This is a genomic window from Actibacterium naphthalenivorans (genome assembly GCF_014196965.1).
In the GTDB taxonomy this organism is placed as follows: domain Bacteria; phylum Pseudomonadota; class Alphaproteobacteria; order Rhodobacterales; family Rhodobacteraceae; genus Actibacterium_A; species Actibacterium_A naphthalenivorans.
The window spans coordinates 1-15,879 of record NZ_JACIEQ010000021.1 but is presented as its reverse complement, the minus strand read 5'-3'; the positions used below and the strand labels follow the sequence as shown (position 1 = coordinate 15,879).

Sequence of the window (15,879 nt, the reverse complement as noted above, 5' to 3'; positions counted from 1 at the left end):
TGAACATCAGACCAGCCAGAGACTGGGAAACGTGAAGATGTTCTCTGAAAGTTCCCCCTTAGCGTGGTTCTACGAAGAAACCTTCCGATGGGGCCTATATGGGCTATGGGTCCAAATGAGCCAGTACACGGTCCTGTTCGACGCGAATGGTCGCTATCCAGCTCCGATGCGCGACGCGCTGATCAAGCTCAAGATTGGCACAGGTGCCGTCACCGGCTATGCTGCAACGCAGCAACTGGAGAATGCATGGCGGTCCTTCTTATCCTTCTGGCGCTTGGCCTGCTGATTGCAGGCGCATGGGCGGGCCTTTCCGTGCTGGTTTTGGCACCGCTGTTGGCGGTCCTAGCGGCCCTCGCGGCGGACGCGCCCGTGCTTGCGGCCTATACGCAGGTCTTCATGGAGGCGGCCGGGGGGTTCGTGGTGTCCTTCTTTCCACTGTTCCTGCTGGGGGCGCTATTTGGCAAGGTGATGGATGCTTCGGGCGCGGCTCAGATCTTGGCGCGCGCGATCGCGACGGCAGTCGGGCCTGCGAACGCAATCCTCGCGGTGGTTCTGGCCTGCGCGGTGTTGACCTATGGCGGAGTGTCCCTGTTCGTCGTGGCCTTTGTTGCCTGGCCTCTGGCGCGCGCGCTTTTTGCCGAAACCGGTCTGCCCGCGCGGCTGATTCCTGCGACCATCGCGCTGGGTGCCTTCACCTTTACGATGACTGCGCTGCCCGGCACACCGTCGATCCAGAACGCGATTCCCATGGCGACATTCGGCACCACGCCCTTTGCGGCACCCGGCCTTGGGCTGATCGCGGCCGCGGCAATGCTGGGGCTGGGCATGATTTGGCTGCGCTATCGCGCGCGGGCACTTCAGGCCGATACGCCGCCCGTGATGCCCCCAGCGTCGCTCGGGGACGTACCCATGCCCCTTTGGGCTGCAGTTGCGCCGATCCTGTCTGTCGGGGTGGTAACGTTGGCCATGGGTTGGATGGTTCTGCCTGCCCTCCAGACGGGATACCTTGCCTTGCCACAGTACGGCGAAACGGACCTTGCGCGCGTGGGCGGGCTTTGGTCAGTCATCACCGCGCTGACTGTCGCACTGGTGCTGGCGCTGGTGCTCAGCCGTCCGCCAGAGCTGATGAAGACACTAAACGAGGGGGCGGAGTCCGCCTTGCTGCCCTTGTTCAACACGGCAAGTCTGGTCGGATTTGGAGCGGTGATCGCCACCTTGCCCGGCTTCGAGGTGCTGCGACAGGGTCTGGACGGGCTCGCGGGCGGGAATGTCGTGGTGACGGCGGCGCTTTCGTCCGGGGCGCTGGCTGGCATTACCGGATCGGCATCGGGCGGCATGTCGATTGCGCTGGACGTGCTGGGGCCTTCGTTGATGGCGCAAGCGGTCGCGCAAAGCGTCGATCCCGCGCTGTTGCATCGGGTCGTTTCGGTGGCGACCGGGGGTCTTGATACGCTTCCGCACAACGGGGCGGTCATCACGCTTCTGGGCATCTGTGGTATGACCCACCGGCAAGCCTATGGCGATATCTTCATGGTGGCGGTGCTGGCCCCAATCCTTGCCTGCGCCTTGATCATCGTGCTGGGAAGCACGTTTGGCAGTTTCTAGGACGTTGTCATGCCGCGAGGCCACCCAGCGTGGCGCAACGGTCGTGCAGCCGTTCCGACTGCGGCAGTCAAGGGTGAAACCCGAAACAGACTATTGCGGTCTCGTCGGCACTTCCTCCCCGTTTCGAAGCGCCTTCTGGAGCCGGCGGATAAGCACGCGCCTTGCCTTTTCATCCAGGCTGGAAAGGAGGGCGTCGTTGATGTCCAGGAACAGGCGCGACGCGTCGTTGTGCCAATCGAGGCGCGCGACCTGTTCACCAGGAAGCCGGGGTAGCTTAGGAGTGGCAAGGTGTTGTGCGCCGGTTGCGGTCAGGACGAAACCCTCATCCAGTTCCGGTCGCAGGACATTTTGGGCATCGACGATCCCGGCGAGCCGCGCCGCGAGTCCCTGCATGGCGGCTTCTTCACCATGGACCAGAAAAAGCTGGTGCCGGATCGGTAGCCGTTCCTTGATCCAGTCGCGCAATTCGGTGCCGTCGGCGTGGCCGGAGTAGAGATCCAACGACCGGATCCTCGCACGCACCGCGAATTCCTCGCCTTGGATGCGCACCGACTTCGCGCCGTCTTGCAAGATGCGCCCCAGTGTGCCCACCGCCTGAAAGCCGGTGAACAGAACGGTGCCCTCGTCGCGCCAGAGCCAGTTCTTCAGCCGGTGCCGGATGCGCCCCGCGTCGCACATGCCCGACGCGGCGATGACGATGTGAAATCCCTGTACTCGGTCAAGTGCGATGCTTTGTTCACGCGTCTCGGTGAAATGCAGGTGTCGTGACTTCAAGCCACGCATCAACACCGCGCCTTCCTCCAACTCTTTGTGATGCTTGGCGAAGACCCGCGTTGCTTTTGTGGCAAGCGGGCTGTCCACGTAGATCGGGATCTGCGGCAAAGCACCTGTCGCGTAGCCCTTAATTGGGCTCTGCCTCAATCTGTGTGGCGGAACGGTAGCATTCTCGCGCGCAACAATTCTGGACCGGCTCGGCCATACATGGCGCGTTTGAGGGTCTTCAGACGATTGATCTGACCTTCTGCTTGGCCGTTGCTCCAAGGCATCTCGATGGCGTTTTTGACAGCATCGAAGTCCCGATTCAATGTGCGGGCAAAGCGCACGATAGGCGCCAGATCGGTTTCGATCGCGGCGTCAATCCATGCAGGGAGCGGGTCTGCTTCGCGGCCACGCAGGATACCGTTGAACGGGCTTGTTGCACATATCGGTGAGAGGGATTCATCTCGGGAATCCTGATGGTTAGATCGATGGCATGCCCAAGCCTGCCAACACCCGCTACCGCACGACGAACTGGTCCGACTATAACGCCGCCCTGAAACGGCGAGGATCGCTGGCCATCTGGTTCGATCCGGCAATGCCCTGGAAGGCAGGCCGAAGCGGCAAGCGTGGCCATCCCGAGACCTTCTCCGACAGCGCCATTCAGACCTGTCTCACGCTGAAAGTCCTGTTCGGCCTGCCGCTTCGGCAGACCGTCGGCCTCGTTGCGAGCTTGATCGAGATGGCCGGTCTCGACTGGCCTGTGCCCGACTATTCGACGCTATGCCGGCGTCAGGCACGGATCCAGGTGCAGATCCCGTATCGGCGCTTGGGCCAGCCACTGAACCTCCTAGGCTCAGGACCCATTAATCGGCTTGCGGCGCCACTGGCGGCGTGATTCACGCTCTCCAACTATAGGAGGGTGTGGTGAGCAATCTTTTCTGGCTGAGCGACGAGCAGATGGCGCGGCTCGAGCCGTTTTTTCCGAAGAGCCATGGCCGCCCACGGGTCGATGATCGTCGTGTTCTGAGCGGGATAATCTTCGTCAACCGCAATGGGTTACGCTGGAGCGATGCACCGAAGGAATACGGTCCAGCCAAGACGCTCTACAACCGCTGGAAGCGTTGGAGCGAGATGGGGGTGTTCGCCCGAATATTCGAGGGGCTGGCGGCCGAAGCGGTGGAGCCGACGACTATCATGATCGATGCGACCTACCTGAAAGCACACCGCACGGCCTCAAGCCTGCGGAGTAAAAAGGGGGATGCGGGCGTCTGATTGGTCGCACCAAGGGTGGGATGAACACCAAGCTCCACGCGGTGACCGACACGAAGGGACGCCCGATCAGGTTCTTCATGTCTGCCGGTCAGGTTAGTGATTACACTGGCGCGGCAGCCCTTCTGGGCGGCCTGCCAGCTGCGCAGTGGCTACTTGCTGACCGAGGCTATGATGCCGATTGGTTCCGCGAAGCCTTGCAGGACAAGGGGATCAGGGCCTGTATTCCTGGCCGCAAGGCGCGCAGGAGCCCCATCAAATACGACAAGCGTCGCTACAAACGCCGCAACCGGATCGAGATCATGTTCGGCAGGCTCAAGGACTGGCGACGCGTGGCGACCCGCTACGACAGATGCCCGAAGGTCTTCCTCTCCGCCGTCGCTCTCGCCGCAACTGTGATGTTCTGGTTATGAGATGCCGTAACGGGCCGGACGCTTCACGACCGTTGCCGCTTGCCGGATATCGCACTTGCAGCTGCCATTCCCGTATCAGATTTTATGGAGGTTGACGGGATGAAGCTGTTTGTCGGGCTGGACGTATCGCTGGCGAAAACTGCGGTCTGCGTGCTCACGGAGCATGGAAAGATCATAGAAGAGGTGGAGGTGATCAGCGAGCCGGAGCCGCTGATCAGCTTGCTCGAGGGTCTCGAAGGAACCGTAGAAGCGGTCGGTCTCGAAGCTGGTCCGCTGTCGCAATGGCTGCACCGTGCGATGAAGGAGATCGGCCTGCCTGCCGTCCTGATGGAAACGCGGCAGGTGAAGGGCGCACTCAAGGCCATGCCCATCAAGACCGACAGGCGCGATGCGGAAGGGATCGCGCGCCTGTTGCACCTCGGCTGGTTCCGGCCGGTCCACTGCAAGTCGGTCTCTGCTCAGGAGGTGCGCGCGGTTTTGGCGGCGCGCAAGGCCATCCAGGGGAACATGATCGCCTTGGAGATGTCCCTGCGCGGGCTGCTTAGGAACTTCGGGCTCAAGGTGGGCGCCATCTCGCGCGGCAGGTTCGAGGCGCGGATCTGGGAGCTGGTCGAAGGGAACACGATGCTTGAAGCCGCGGCCGCACCCATGCTGCGGGTTCGCGCGGCCTTGCGCCAGGAGCTGGCAGGGCTGGAGAAGCTGGTCCGACAGAAGGCTGCCGAAGACCCCGTTTGTCTGCGCTTGATGACCATGCCGGGCGTTGGAGCCGTCGTCGCACTTACCTTCCGATCCGCCGTCGATGACCCGTCGCGCTTCCGTTCTTCGAAGAATGTCGGTCCTTGGGTTGGTCTAACGCCCTCTCGCAGTCAGTCTGGAGAGCGGGATGTATCAGGCGGCATCACCAAAGCCGGGGATGTGAACCTAAGGCGTGCCCTGTGTCAGGCTGCTACGGTCATGCTGAATCGCGGGCGTGGCAACGCACTACGAACATGGGCATCCCATGTTGCCAAACGCCGCGGACGGAAACGCGCGATGGTTGCCCTGGCTCGCCGTATTGCTGTCGTGTTGCATCGCATGTGGATCGACGGATCGACCTTCAGGATGGAGGTTGCGCCGACCAATTGAGCCTGACCGCTTCGCCTGCCTGATTGTAGGCTCACGAGGTCCCGTAGGGACGCGGTTCCGGTGATGTCGGGGTCTGGACAGTCGCCAGCCACGCTGAGCACGCCAATGAGATGGACACGCCGGAACTGCATCGAACCAGCATCATGTCGGCAGCCCTCGCGGCTGACCACGGACCGAAGCATGTTCCCCAAGGATCTCACGAACGAGCCGCGAGACGTCGAGCGGATCGACTGAGCAGGAATAGCCCGTCGGCGGGGCCAAATCGCTTGGCCGAAATCTCTTGACTAAGAGAGACCCGTTACCGAAGTCCTGAGCCTAGGCAAAACGGACTCGCAATTGCCTTGCGCAAACTTGGGACCGGGCATTTGCCTGCCGCGGGCCGGATTGCGGTTTGGCCGGCTACATTTCGGATCCGCTGGAAATTTTCCGGCGGAGTTATGTGAGCGCCGGGAAAATTGGGTCAAATCGGGCCGCGCGGTCATTCTGCCCTTGGCGGCATACAGCCAGCCGTGGTCTAATGGCAGAAACGTGCCATCAACCAACCAGATCAGCAGGTGCAGCGAGTGCTTGAATTACGCCAGTTCCTGTCCACCGATGCGGCGCAACCCGCGAGCAAGTCTACACCGCGCCGTCAGGGACCATGTTTCTGATCTGATGGCTGTTCATGTAACGACCCGCATCACCTCCTTTGCAGGGCCCGGCGCCTTCACTGCCGATCTCGTGCGAAATCCCCCGGTTAACTTTCTGATTACACGCGGAACCGACGTCAGATGACTACAGTTTCACTTGCTTCTCCTAGGAACCGAGACTCCAAGCGCCGACCAGCGCGCCGATCCGTTAGGGGTTCAGGTGGCATATTTCACCTGAAGGCGATGCCGTGAACGGACAGGAAGCCGCTGTCGTCGTGAACGACCCTTCGCTCATCATCATCGCATTGCTGCCGTTCATCGGGGCATTGCTGCCGGGGATGATGATCCGCGCCGGCCGGAACGCCTGCGCGATCTTCACCGCGCTTCCGACGGTATTGTCCCTGATCATGCTGCTGCTGCTCGCGCCCTCCGTGATGGCCGGGCAGATCATCACGGTGGAACTGTCCTGGCTGCCGCAGCTCGGCCTGTCGGTCGCGTTCTTTCTCGATGGTCTCGGTCTGCTGTTCGCGGCGATGATCCTTGGCGTCGGCTTGCTGATCACGCTTTACGCCCGGTTCTATCTTTCGGGCGATGACCCGATGGGGCAATTCTACACCTATCTGCTGCTGTTCCAAGGGGCGATGCTGGGGATCGTGCTGTCCGACAACATCCTGCTTCTGCTGATTTTCTGGGAACTCACCAGCCTGTCCTCCTTCCTGCTGATCGGCTACTGGAAACATCTGCCCGAGGGCCGGCAGGGCGCGCGGATGGCACTGGCGGTGACCGCCGCGGGCGGGCTTGCGATGATCGGCGGCATGCTGATCCTGGGCGAGATCGTGGGCAGCTACAAGCTGACGGACATCCTGGGGGCGGGCGAGGCGATCCGCGCGTCGGACTGGTACATGCCGGCGCTGATCCTGATCCTGCTGGGCGCGTTCACCAAATCGGCCCAGTTCCCGTTCCACTTCTGGCTGCCGCATGCGATGGCCGCGCCGACGCCGGTCTCGGCCTATCTGCATTCCGCGACCATGGTGAAGGCGGGCGTCTTCCTGATGGCGCGCATGTGGCCCGTCCTGGCGGGCACCGAGGCGTGGTTCTACATCGTGACGACCACCGGGCTGGTGACGATGGTGCTGGGCGCGCTGATCGCGCTGTTCAAGGACGATCTCAAGGCGCTGCTGGCCTTCTCGACGGTCAGCCATCTGGGCCTGCTGACGATGCTGCTGGGCTTCGGCACACCGATGGCGGCGGTGGTGGCGGTGTTTCACATCATCAATCACCTGACCTTCAAGGCCGCGCTCTTCATGACGGCCGGCATCATCGACCACGAGGCGCATACCCGCGATATCAAGCGGCTTGGCGGATTGCGAACGCTGATGCCGGTCACCTTCGTCCTCGGCACGATCGCGGCGCTGTCGATGGCGGGGATACCGCTGCTGAACGGCTTTCTGTCGAAGGAAATGATGCTGGAGGAGGCCTCACATACCGACTGGGCGGGCAGCCCCTGGGCGCTGCCCGTGCTCGCCACGCTGGGCGCGCTTCTGTCGGTCGCCTATTCCTTCCGCTTCATCGTGCATGTCTTTTTCGGCCGGGTGCGCGAGGACTATCCCCACAAGCCCCACGACCCGCCCTTCGGTCTGTGGATCGCCCCGGCCCTGCTGGTCGGCCTAGTCGTCCTGATAGGTATCCTGCCGCACGTCGCGGAACCGCTGGTGCGCGTGGCCGCGGGTGCGGTGACCGGGGGCACGTTGCCAGAGTTCCATCTCAAGATCTGGCACGGGATCACACCAGCGCTCTACATGTCGGTCATCGCGGTTCTGGCCGGCGCGGCGCTGCTAGCGGCCCACCGTCCACTGGACCGGGCCTGGATCGCCGCACCCAGGCCCGAGGCCAAGGCGATCTTCGACGGTCTGGTCGGCGGGGCGGTCGGCCTGTCGCGGTGGGTCACGCAGCGGACCCATGACGGCGCGATGTCGCGCTACCTTGCGATCTTCGTCGGGTCCACCACGCTGCTTGGCTATCTCGCGTGGCGCGGCGGCGGCATGCCGCCTCAGACGCGTGAGATGCTGCCGGTGCCGCCGTTGGTCCTGGTCGGCTGGGTCCTTCTGCTGGTGGCGGCCGGATCCATGGCGCTGATGCATCGCAACAGGTTCCGGTCGCTCGTCGTGATGGGCGTGATCGGCCTGACCATCTCGGTCGGTTTCGTCTACCTCTCGGCGCCCGACCTGGCACTGACCCAGATCTCGGTCGAGACCGTGACCATCATGCTGCTGCTTCTGGCGCTTCATTACATGCCCAAGGCTTCGCCCGTCGAAAGCTCGGCCGGTCGCCGGATCAGGGACGGCGTGATCGCCATCGCCGGCGGGGCGGGCGTGGGCGCGCTTGCACTGATGTTCCTGTTGCGCGACACGCCGACGATCTCGGATTATCACCTCGCGAATTCCTACGAGGGTGGGGGCGGCACGAATGTGGTGAACGTCATCCTTGTCGATTTCCGCGGCTACGACACCTATGGCGAGATCATCGTCCTCGGTATCGCGGGGCTTATCATCTATGCGGTGATGAAGGCGCTGCTGAACGGTCCGGCGGCACGAAAGCTGCGCAACACCGACTACTCGCTCGACCGCTCCCGGGACCGGCATCCCCTGATGATGGTCATCGCCACTCGCGTGATGATGCCGATCGCCATCCTTGTGGGGGTCTACATCTTCCTGCGCGGCCACAACCAGCCGGGCGGCGGATTCGTGGCCGGTCTCGTCGTGTCGATCGCGCTGCTCATGCAATACATGGCGTCGGGCTTCGCCTGGACCCAGAGCCGCCAGAAGATCGAATATCACGCCATGATCGGCTGGGGCGTGGTGATCGCCGGTCTGACAGGGGCGGGCGCATGGTTGGGCGGCAAACCATTCCTGACCAGCGGCTACGATTATTTCCACTTCCCCCCGATCGAGGAATTCGAGCTTGCCACCGCGATGCTATTCGATCTTGGCGTGTTTCTGGCGGTTCTGGGCGCGGTGATGCTGATGCTCTACAGCCTGTCGCGCATTGCACGATATGCGGGCGAAACCGTCAATCGCGAGCCGATGGATTACGACCCCTCCGCGGACCGGACGACACGCACTACCAAGGAGCAGGAATAGCATGGAGTTCATCGTGGCGAGTTCCGTAGGCGCTCTGACGGCGGCGGGGATCTACCTGATCCTACGCCTCAGAGCGTTCTCGACGATCCTGGGACTGGCGCTGCTGTCCTATGCGGTGAATATCTTTCTGTTCGCGTCAGGCCGGCTTTCGATCGACATGCCGCCGGTCCTGTCGCCCTATGGCGAGGCGAATTATACGGATCCGCTGCCGCAGGCGCTGGTGCTGACCGCGATCGTCATCTCTTTCGGGATGACGGCGGTGCTGGTGATGGTCGCCCTCGGCGCCTATCTGGAATCGGATGACGACCGGATCGACATGGCGGAAGCGGCCGAGAACGCCGAATATGGTGCGGGGGGCCGGGAATGAACCACTGGATCATCGCCCCTGTCATCCTGCCAGCCCTGCTGGCGCCGGTCATCGGCTTCGTCATGCGCCATGACCTCCCGCTCGCGCGGACCGCCTCCGTGGCGGGAACCGTCGCGCTGCTGGTCATCGCCATAGGGCTTTTCGTGACGGCAGGAGGCGATCCGCAGGTCTACTATCTCGGCGACTGGCCCGCACCCTTCGGCATCGTCCTCGTGCTCGACCGGCTGTCGGCGCTGATGGTCCTTGTCACCACGGTGCTGGCGTTACTGGTACTTGTCCATGCGGTCGCCACGGGATGGGACGCGCGCGGGTGGCATTTCCACGCGCTCTTCCAGTTCCAGCTGATGGGGATCTGCGGCGCCTTCCTGACCGGCGACATCTTCAACCTCTTCGTGTTCTTCGAGATCCTGCTGATCGCCTCCTACGGGCTGATGGTCCATTCCGGCGGGCGTGACCGGATGCGCGCCGGGCTGCAATACGTTGTCATCAACCTGGCCGGATCGACGCTGTTCCTGTTTGCCCTTGGCGTGCTCTATTCGGTCACCGGCACGCTCAACATCGCCGATCTTGCGCTGCGGCTGCAGGAGGTGCCGGCGGACGAAGCCGCGCTGGTCCGCGTGGCGGCGATGCTGCTGATGATCGTCTTCGCGCTGAAGGCAGCCCTGTTTCCGGTGCAGTTCTGGTTACCGGGCGCCTATGCCAACGCGCCTGCGCCCGTCGCGGCACTTTTCGCGATCATGACCAAGGTCGGTGCCTATGCGATCCTGCGCATCCACACGCTGGTTTTCGGCCCAGGGATCGTTGCAACGGATGGCATGGCTGGGACATGGCTGCTTCCTGCCGCCATCGTCACGATCGCGATCGGAGCGGTCGGGGTGCTGGGCGCGCGGAACCTGCTGGCGCTGATCGCCTTTTCGGTGCTGGGGTCGATGGGCACGCTGATGGTGGCCATCTCGGCCTTCTCGCCCGTCGCGACGACGGCAGCGCTCTACTATCTCGTTCATTCCACCTTCGCGGCGGCGGCCCTGTTCCTGCTGGCCGATCTGGTGATCGCGCGCCGCGAGGCAGGCCACCTCGGCGCCCGGCCGGCGACCTTGCAGAACGGGCTGTTCGCCGCGCTGTTCTTCGCTGCGGCGATCGGTATGGCCGGGATGCCGCCGCTGAGCGGGTTCATCGGGAAACTGATGGTTCTGGATGCGCTGCGCGCACCCGGCACCATGGCCTGGGCCTGGAGTGCGGTGCTGTTCGGCTCGCTCATGACGATCGTGGGCTTCGCCCGCGCCGGCAGCGCACTGTTCTGGAAATCCACGGCCGTTCCGCTGGACGAGCCCGAGACCGCCGAGACCGACGAGGCCCCGGAAGCACCATCCGGCACCGACCGGCCCGCCGGCGCGATGGAACTGGCGCCCGTCATGGCGACGGTCGCCCTACTGGTCATGCTGACCACCTTTGCCGGGCCGCTCGTCGGATATCTCGACGGCACGACGGCACAGATCTTCGACAGGAGCGGCTATGTGACCGCGGTGCTTGGAACAGAGGGAGAGACCTGAGATGATCCGCCGCCTCATTCCTCATCCGCTTCTCAGCATCACGCTGGCCTTCGTCTGGCTTGGCCTCGTCAATACCGTCACGCTGGGCAATCTGCTGCTGGGCACAGTCCTGGGGCTTGTCGTGCCGATCATCACGGCACCTTACTGGCCGAACCGGGCAAAGCTGAGCCGCCCGCTCATCGTGGTCAGATACGTCCTGTTGGTGCTGTGGGACATCGTTGTCGCCAATGTGCAGGTCGCCTGGATCATCCTGTTCAAGCGCAGCACCGACTTCCGGTCCCGCTGGATCACCATCCCGCTCGAGTTGACATCGCCCGAGGCGATCACGGTGCTTGCGGGCACGATCACGATGACGCCCGGCACCGTCTCGGCGATGCTGGGCGCGGACGGCCGCTCCATACTCGTCCACTGCCTGCATACCGACGACCCGGACTACGAACGGGACAGGATCAAGCAGCGATACGAACGGCCGCTCAAGGAGATATTCGAATGATATCCATCGCCCTCATGTTCGCATTCGCCTGTTTCGGGCTCGGACTTTTGTTCTGCCTCTGGCGGATCACCGTGGGGCCGGACGTGTCCGATCGGATCCTCGCGCTCGATACCATGGTGATCAACCTGATCGCGCTTCTGGTCCTCTACGGGATCTGGAAGGGCACGGCAGTCTATTTCGAGGCCTCGATGTTGGTCGCCATGGTCGGCTTCGTCTCCACCGTCGCCTATTGCCGCTTCGTTCTGCGCGGCGACATCATCGAGTGAGCCCCGACATGCCCGCCATCATGGAAATCCTGATCTCGGCCTTCATCATCCTTGGCGGCGTGTTCGGGCTTGTCGGCTCCTTCGGGCTGGTCAAGCTGCGCGACACGATGCAGCGGCTGCATGGACCGACCAAGGCGACAACGCTGGGGATCGGCTGTGCGCTCATCGCCTCGATGCTCTATTTTTTCTCGACCGGGGGGGCCGTGTCTTTCCACGAGCTTCTGATCACGCTGTTTCTCTTCCTGACCGCGCCGATCGCTGCGAATTTCATCGCCAAGACCTACATCATCCGCAACATCGACAGGTCCGAGCTGCCGGCCTCGGGCAGAGAATACGGCTGGTCGGTCTACGACGATTCACCTGCGCTGAGGCGGGAGGAATGAAACCGGGACAGGGCATTGCGGGGGGAACACTTACAGCGGATGCGATGCCGCGCATCGCGTCGCGGGCCGGTCCCGCCACTGCTTCAGAGGCGTTTCTCACCGCAGTTCCCACCCGGGACGATGATGGTCGCGGTTAAGGAACAAGCGCCTCAGCGTAGTAAGCGCCGCTCCGACCCGCTCCTGCCGCGCCTAGCCTGCCTGTGCGAGTACTGCGGTCGAGACCCGGCAGGATAGGACTGCAAAATGAACGGCTCAACGGATGGCTACGCGGGCAGGATCGAGGTTTTCGAAGGGTGGTCTGGTCGGCGCATGTGGAGCGAGGCGGAGCGGCCGCGCAACGAGGTACAGCAGGATCGAATGGTGGTCGATGGACCAAGGCCCGGTCCCGGCGGCACGCCGTGAGGTGCCCGCATCAACCTTCGGCAACCACCGCAGGTCTGCGGCCATCTCGAAACCCCGCCTCGTTGGATCTCCCTATACTTGAGGCGACTCTCTAAAGTCTTTGGAAATCTCTGCTTTGGAGCACCCATGACGCTGAAACTCCTCGCCTATCAAAGAATCCGGTAGGCACCTCTTCGAAAACCGTCACTCCAGGCATCATGAACGCTGCAAGGTCACAGAATCTGAAGAAACTGCTCGATGCCGTGCCCGCCGGGTATCTGGTCGATGCCGCATGGCTCGTCTCGCAAGGCATCGCTTGTGAGAGTTTTCGTGACTATATGAAACGCGGCTGGCTGGACCGCATCACCCGAGGCGTCTTCCGCCGTCCACTCCCCTACACCCAGCCACACCGACGTCGAACAGCATCGACTGCAAGACCTGCATCCTTTCAACGCAGCACATCATGGGTCATGACTTTCATGTCGGCGGCACCACGGCGCTCGGCGAACAGGGCATGCCCATTAGCTACACCTAGGCGAAAGCAAACCGGAGGCCGATAATGACGCGTGAAACCTATGAGGCCCAAGTTGCCCCCCGGTGCGCGTCCTGCCCCATGTTGCGGGCGAAAGCGTCTTCGCGCTCAAAGGTGGAACGGCCATCAACCTGATTTGTCAATCGGCATTGAAGTTTGACCCCCTATCGGCGTCCAATATTGACCCCCTTGGTGGTGAGCAGGCCCGGCGCTGCGTAGCCCTCACATAGCGCAGCGGCGGCGGGCCTGCGGGGTTTCGGGTTGGCGCTATGCGCGGTTCTTGAAGCGCCAGCTTTCGTTGCCGGTCTCGACGATCTCGCAGTGGTGGGTGAGCCGGTCGAGCAGGGCCGTTGTCATCTTGGCATCCCCGAAGACGCTGGGCCACTCTCCGAAGGCCAGGTTGGTGGTGACGATGATCGAGGTGCGCTCGTAGAGTTTGCTGATCAGATGGAACAGCAATTGGCCGCCGGTCTGGGCGAAGGGCAGATAGCCCAACTCATCCAGGATCAGGAAGTCGAGCCGGGAGATCAGGTCTGCGGTGCGTCCTTGCCGTTCTGCGCGGGCTTCAGCGTCCAGTTTGTTGACCAGATCGACCACATTGAAGAACCGTCCCCGTCGTCCGGCCCGGATGCACGTCCTGGCGATACTGACGGCAAGATGGGTCTTGCCGGTACCGGTTCCGCCGATCAGCACGAGGTTGCGTTGATGATCCAGGAAGTCGCCCGTGGCCAAGTCCCGGATCAGCGTCTCGTTCACCTCGGCGGCCTCGAAGTTGAACTCTTCCAACTCTTTCGCGAGCGGCAGCTTGGCAATGGTCATCTGGTATTTGACCGACCGGGCTTGCTTTTCCCTGATCTCGGCTGTCAGCAAATCCCCGATGATCTTCTGAGGCTCGTGCTGGCGTTTGACGGCGGTGGTCAGGACCTCGTCATAGGCAGCCCTCATTCCGTAGAGCCGCAGCTTCCCCATCGCATCGATTACGTCGGATCGTTCCATCTGTTTGTCTCCTCAGGCTGTCATATCGGTTGCAGTCGGCAATGGGCTCACAGGCCAGCTTCAGCGCATCCGGTGTGGTGATGGTCAGGGGCGGTGGCGGCTCGCGGTGCCGGGCCAGGATGTTCAGCACGACACCCGCCGAATGGACGTTGTGCGACAGAGCCTCGGCGCAGGCGGCATCAACAGCATCCAGACCATCGGTCAGCACGGCGGCGAGGATATCGACCATCTGCCGGTCGCCGCCCGGCTGGCGTTCCAGTTTGCGCCACACGCGACGGATCGGGAGCGGCAAGTCCCATTCCTTGAAGGGCGCGCCGTTGCGAAGGGCGCCGGGTTTGCGGGCTAGGACGGGGATGTAATGCAGGGGGTCGAAGATGGTTTTGTCCCGCCCGAAAGCCCGCTCATGCTGGCCAACGATTTGCCCATCCTGCCAGCATTCCAGCCGGGCGGCATAGGCCCTGATCTCCACCGGCCGCCCCACGGCACGAGCATCGACCGAGTATCGGTTCTTGTCGAACCGCACGAGGCAAGTCTTGGACACCGAGGCCGGAACCGCGTGGAATCCATCGAACGGGCCGACGTATGGCACCAGGCTCGGACGCTCTTCTTCGAACACCTCCCAGATGGTCTTGTCCCGCAGCTCCGGATGTTTGTTCGCCTTGGCATAGGCCAGGCATCGGTCTTCCAGCCAGGCGTTCAGCTCGGCATAGGATTTGAACTTCGGGCGCGGCACGAAGAAGCGCCGCCGGATCACGCCCACCTGGTTCTCGACCTGCCCCTTCTCCCAGCCCGAAGCTGGCGTGCAGGCAACAGGGTCGACCAGGTAATGGCCGCACATCTGCTGGAACCGCCGGTTATAGGCGCGATCCTTGCCGACGAAGATCGCATCGACCGCCGTCTTCATGTTGTCGTATATCCCCCTGTCGCGTAGCCCTTAATTGGGCTCTGCCTCACTTTGTGTGGCGCAACTATCCTGAAGCTGGAAAATTCAGGAGGGATAGTCATGACTTCGAAGCACCATTGGTCGCCCGGGGGCGAAGTTTCGGTTGAAAGCGTCGAGCGAAATGATTCCGGCGGGTGGATTGTATTGGGCAATCTGACACCAAACGGCATTTGCCCGGACTGTGGATTACATTCACGTCGACGTCACGGCTGGCGGCGCCGGCGACTGCAGGATTATCCCGCCCATGGAGATGGTGTTACGGTTGATCTCGCGGTTTGCCGTTGGCGATGTTTGGCGCCCGATTGCCCACGTCGAACTTTCTCGGACCAGATCGCCTCTATTGCGCGTCCATATGCACGGCGCACCTCGCGTGTCGGAGGGATTGTCAGGCATCTGGGGCATGCGACCGGCGGACGGCCTGCCGAGCGGCTCTTGCACCGTTTGGGCCTTGGGGTCAGCGATGACACGGTGCTCAGGCAGCTGAAGAAACGTGCTCAAGACACCTCCGCGCCGCCGACAGTCATTGGCATCGACGACTGGAGCTGGCGGAAGTCGCAAACCTACGGCACGATCATTGTCGATCTGGAGCGTCGCGTGGTGATCGATGTTCTCGAGGATCGAGATGTCGTCACTTGCACCAACTGGCTGAAGCGACATCCCGAAGTAGAAGTGATCAGCAGAGATCGCTGCGGTCTCTACGCCCAGGCTGCCCGGCAAGGGGCGCCGCAGGCGAAGCAAGTCACTGACCGGTTCCATATCGTGCAAAACCTGCGGCAGGCCATCGAGGAGCAAATGAACCTTCACGGCCGTGCGACCGGCAGGGCGCTGCTGTCCGACGCCGACAACTTAGCCGCCGCCGGCAGCCTTCTGAAGTCACGCCTTGCGCACAGGACTTCTCGGGAAGAGATTTTCGCCACCATTCATGCGCTCCGATGTCGCGTAGCCCTTAAATGCGGCATAAGAAAGTCAACGAAATCAATGAGGCTGCTTTGCCATTAAATATGATATCTTGCCTTTAAATCCGACAT

General features: G+C 62.5%; 15 protein-coding genes and 4 pseudogenes. 15 read left to right on the top strand and 4 right to left on the bottom strand.

Annotated elements, in window-relative coordinates; genetic code table 11:
• Both GGR17_RS20435 and GGR17_RS19585 read left to right on the top strand, forming a co-directional pair.
• On the top strand, positions 1-286 hold a 286-nt coding region (locus GGR17_RS20435), incomplete at its 5' end, for a hypothetical protein (RefSeq protein ID WP_456237035.1).
• Positions 247-1,605, top strand: a complete 1,359-nt coding sequence (locus GGR17_RS19585; RefSeq protein WP_054540573.1) for a GntP family permease — start codon at positions 247-249, stop codon at positions 1,603-1,605. The genes GGR17_RS20435 and GGR17_RS19585, both read left to right, overlap by 40 nt.
• A gap of 90 nt (positions 1,606-1,695) precedes the next feature.
• On the opposite strand, the gene GGR17_RS19580 is transcribed toward GGR17_RS19585, so the two are convergent.
• Both GGR17_RS19580 and GGR17_RS19575 read right to left on the bottom strand, forming a co-directional pair.
• Entirely contained in the window at positions 1,696-2,487 is a 792-nt protein-coding gene (locus GGR17_RS19580) for an MBL fold metallo-hydrolase (protein ID WP_173585986.1), read from the bottom strand.
• Between the two features lie 35 nt (positions 2,488-2,522).
• Positions 2,523-2,792 (bottom strand): annotated as a pseudogene (locus GGR17_RS19575) (transposase); the annotation flags it as partial.
• A gap of 65 nt (positions 2,793-2,857) precedes the next feature.
• On the opposite strand from GGR17_RS19575, the pseudogene GGR17_RS19570 reads away from it, so the two are divergent.
• The 12 genes and pseudogenes from GGR17_RS19570 to GGR17_RS20590 form a co-directional block, all read left to right on the top strand.
• Positions 2,858-3,214, top strand: a pseudogene (locus GGR17_RS19570) (transposase); the annotation flags it as partial.
• Positions 3,215-3,288: 74 nt separating this feature from the next.
• A protein-coding gene (locus GGR17_RS19565; RefSeq protein WP_157445669.1) for an IS5 family transposase occupies positions 3,289-4,046 on the top strand; the annotation gives its coding sequence in 2 pieces (ribosomal slippage) (positions 3,289-3,625 and positions 3,625-4,046; 759 coding nt in all).
• 99 nt (positions 4,047-4,145) lie between these two features.
• Positions 4,146-5,171, top strand: a complete 1,026-nt coding sequence (locus GGR17_RS19560) for an IS110 family RNA-guided transposase (RefSeq protein ID WP_054540619.1) — start codon at positions 4,146-4,148, stop codon at positions 5,169-5,171.
• Positions 5,172-6,048: 877 nt separating this feature from the next.
• Positions 6,049-8,940, top strand: coding sequence for a monovalent cation/H+ antiporter subunit A (locus GGR17_RS19555; RefSeq protein ID WP_255353473.1), 2,892 nt, complete (start codon positions 6,049-6,051; stop codon positions 8,938-8,940).
• Position 8,941: 1 nt separating this feature from the next.
• Positions 8,942-9,307, top strand: a complete 366-nt coding sequence (locus GGR17_RS19550) for a Na+/H+ antiporter subunit C (protein WP_054540576.1) — start codon at positions 8,942-8,944, stop codon at positions 9,305-9,307.
• Entirely contained in the window at positions 9,304-10,857 is a 1,554-nt protein-coding gene (locus GGR17_RS19545) for a monovalent cation/H+ antiporter subunit D (RefSeq protein ID WP_054540577.1), read from the top strand. The genes GGR17_RS19550 and GGR17_RS19545 overlap by 4 nt, the downstream gene beginning before the upstream one ends.
• Position 10,858: 1 nt before the next feature.
• Positions 10,859-11,350: a Na+/H+ antiporter subunit E gene (locus tag GGR17_RS19540; RefSeq protein WP_054540578.1), complete on the top strand. Its 492-nt coding sequence runs from the start codon at positions 10,859-10,861 to the stop codon at positions 11,348-11,350.
• A complete protein-coding gene (locus GGR17_RS19535; RefSeq protein ID WP_054540579.1) occupies positions 11,347-11,616 on the top strand; it encodes a K+/H+ antiporter subunit F in 270 nt (89 codons plus the stop codon). Before GGR17_RS19540 ends, GGR17_RS19535 begins: the two co-directional genes overlap by 4 nt.
• An 8-nt stretch (positions 11,617-11,624) precedes the next feature.
• A complete protein-coding gene (locus GGR17_RS19530) occupies positions 11,625-11,999 on the top strand; it encodes a Na+/H+ antiporter subunit G (protein ID WP_054540580.1) in 375 nt (124 codons plus the stop codon).
• Positions 12,000-12,242: 243 nt separating this feature from the next.
• Positions 12,243-12,401: a hypothetical protein gene (locus tag GGR17_RS19525; protein ID WP_157445670.1), complete on the top strand. Its 159-nt coding sequence runs from the start codon at positions 12,243-12,245 to the stop codon at positions 12,399-12,401.
• Positions 12,402-12,598: 197 nt separating this feature from the next.
• Positions 12,599-12,940: an AbiEi antitoxin N-terminal domain-containing protein gene (locus tag GGR17_RS19520; RefSeq protein WP_235974557.1), complete on the top strand. Its 342-nt coding sequence runs from the start codon at positions 12,599-12,601 to the stop codon at positions 12,938-12,940.
• Positions 12,940-13,046, top strand: a pseudogene (locus tag GGR17_RS20590) (nucleotidyl transferase AbiEii/AbiGii toxin family protein); the annotation flags it as partial. The gene GGR17_RS19520 and the pseudogene GGR17_RS20590, both read left to right, overlap by 1 nt.
• Positions 13,047-13,179: 133 nt before the next feature.
• On the opposite strand, the gene istB reads toward GGR17_RS20590, so the two are convergent.
• Both istB and GGR17_RS19510 read right to left on the bottom strand, forming a co-directional pair.
• Complete coding sequence (istB, locus tag GGR17_RS19515; protein ID WP_054540581.1) at positions 13,180-13,908, bottom strand: IS21-like element helper ATPase IstB; 729 nt, start codon at positions 13,906-13,908, stop codon at positions 13,180-13,182.
• Positions 13,841-14,842, bottom strand: a pseudogene (locus tag GGR17_RS19510) (Mu transposase domain-containing protein); the annotation flags it as partial. The gene istB and the pseudogene GGR17_RS19510, both read right to left, overlap by 68 nt.
• A 69-nt stretch (positions 14,843-14,911) precedes the next feature.
• On the opposite strand from GGR17_RS19510, the gene GGR17_RS19505 reads away from it, so the two are divergent.
• A complete protein-coding gene (locus GGR17_RS19505) occupies positions 14,912-15,850 on the top strand; it encodes an ISL3 family transposase (RefSeq protein WP_082386780.1) in 939 nt (312 codons plus the stop codon).
• Positions 15,851-15,879: the final 29 nt, after the last annotated feature.

Coding starts and splice junctions, on each gene's coding strand:
- GGR17_RS19560 (WP_054540619.1), top strand. CDS start 4,146: ATGAAGCTGTTTGTCGGGCTGGACGTATCGCTGGCGAAAACTGCGGTC.
- GGR17_RS19525 (WP_157445670.1), top strand. CDS start 12,243: ATGAACGGCTCAACGGATGGCTACGCGGGCAGGATCGAGGTTTTCGAA.
- GGR17_RS19545 (WP_054540577.1), top strand. CDS start 9,304: ATGAACCACTGGATCATCGCCCCTGTCATCCTGCCAGCCCTGCTGGCG.
- GGR17_RS19530 (WP_054540580.1), top strand. CDS start 11,625: ATGCCCGCCATCATGGAAATCCTGATCTCGGCCTTCATCATCCTTGGC.
- GGR17_RS19550 (WP_054540576.1), top strand. CDS start 8,942: ATGGAGTTCATCGTGGCGAGTTCCGTAGGCGCTCTGACGGCGGCGGGG.
- istB (WP_054540581.1), bottom strand. CDS start 13,908: ATGGAACGATCCGACGTAATCGATGCGATGGGGAAGCTGCGGCTCTAC.
- GGR17_RS19540 (WP_054540578.1), top strand. CDS start 10,859: ATGATCCGCCGCCTCATTCCTCATCCGCTTCTCAGCATCACGCTGGCC.
- GGR17_RS19505 (WP_082386780.1), top strand. CDS start 14,912: ATGACTTCGAAGCACCATTGGTCGCCCGGGGGCGAAGTTTCGGTTGAA.
- GGR17_RS19535 (WP_054540579.1), top strand. CDS start 11,347: ATGATATCCATCGCCCTCATGTTCGCATTCGCCTGTTTCGGGCTCGGA.
- GGR17_RS19585 (WP_054540573.1), top strand. CDS start 247: ATGGCGGTCCTTCTTATCCTTCTGGCGCTTGGCCTGCTGATTGCAGGC.
- GGR17_RS19520 (WP_235974557.1), top strand. CDS start 12,599: ATGAACGCTGCAAGGTCACAGAATCTGAAGAAACTGCTCGATGCCGTG.